1 protein-coding gene is annotated in these 1,449 nt (G+C 33.1%); it reads right to left on the reverse strand.

Annotated elements, in window-relative coordinates; translation table 11 throughout:
• Positions 1 to 212: 212 nt before the first annotated feature.
• On the reverse strand, positions 213 to 1,433 hold the full coding sequence (locus CLLI_RS03735; RefSeq protein WP_106062905.1) for an IS256 family transposase: 1,221 nt from the start codon (positions 1,431 to 1,433) through the stop codon (positions 213 to 215).
• Positions 1,434 to 1,449: the final 16 nt, after the last annotated feature.

Raw genomic sequence — 1,449 nt, forward strand, 5'->3', positions numbered from 1 at the left:
GAGAACGTCCATAGATTTGTGTAAATTATTATAGATGTGATTAGATTAACTGGAAATTACTATGGGGGACAAACTCCTGTAGTAATTTTTATTTTTTTGGGCATTACTAAATAATGAGATTTTGTGGCTCTAATTAATATTATTTTTAGCAAAAATAATATTATTATGCATTTATATTCTAAAAAGTACAACCTAAATTTAAGGACTTACTTTTATGATTCAATTCTATCTTCAAACATTATAGTTAGTTGAGCTAGAGTACCGGCCCAGTTAGGTGATGGTGATGTCCATTTTTTCATAATTTGTTCTGTTGCTAAAAATAAAGCCTTCCTTAGAGAATCATCCGTAGGAAACGTAGTCCTTATCTTAGTGAACTTTCTTAATTGCCTATTAAAGCCTTCTAGCGCGTTAGTCGTATATATTATACGTCTTATTTCCGGAGGAAAATCAAAGTATGTAGATAGATTTTCCCAATTATTGCGCCAAGATTGTATTACTATAGAGTATTTATCAGCCCAGTTACTTTCTAGCTTATTTAGGCCATCAAGTGCTAATTGTTCAGTTGAAGCTTGATATACTTCTTTTAAATCCTTTATAAATGACTTACTATCTTTTGAGGCTACATATTTTAATGAATTTCTAATCTGGTGTACTATGCAATTTTGAATATTAACATCTGGGAAAACAACTTTTATAGCATCTGGAAGCCCTTTAAGTCCATCCATACAGGCAATTATGATGTCTTTTACGCCTCTGTTTTTTAAGTCATTACATACAGAAAGCCAGAATTTTGCTCCTTCCTGCTCACCGATCCATAATCCTAGTATATCTTTATGCCCTTTCATATCTAAAGCCATACAAACATAGGCAGCCTTATTAACAATCTTATGTTCTTCTCTGACTTTAAAATATAAGGCATCCATATAAACTATAGGATATACAGGGTCTAACGACCTATTCTGCCAAGCTATAGCTGTTTCCATTACCTTATCAGTAATTTTTGAAATCATAGAAGGAGATATGTCTACCCCGTAGAGTTCATCTATTTCAGATTTAATATCATCCACAGACATGCCTCTGGCATATAGACCAATTACCTTCTTATCAAGTTCATTGCAGACAGTTTCGTACTTTCTGACAATCCTCGGATTAAACTCTGAATTTCTATCTCTTGGTATATCCACAGGAACTTCCCCAAAGCTAGTTTTAATATTTTTTGAGCTATATCCATTTCTATAGTTTTTACCCCCGTTCTCGCTTCTCTCGTATTTATCTCTACCGAGATGCTCTTCCATCTCTGCCTCCAAAAATTGTTGAATTATGTTTCCGAATAGTCGTTGCATCAAACCGTTTTTACCTACTAAATCCTCCATACTATCACACTTATTTAGTTCTTTCTTAAGGTCAATATCTGGTATATTTAATTCTCTCATAATCATTACTCCTATC

The organism is Clostridium liquoris (assembly GCF_002995785.1).
Taxonomy (GTDB): Bacteria; Bacillota; Clostridia; order Clostridiales; family Clostridiaceae; genus Clostridium_AO; species Clostridium_AO liquoris.

What these genes read in the sequence shown, in the direction of transcription:
- CLLI_RS03735 (WP_106062905.1), bottom strand. Translation starts at nt 1,433, where the DNA reads ATGAGAGAATTAAATATACCAGATATTGACCTTAAGAAAGAACTAAAT.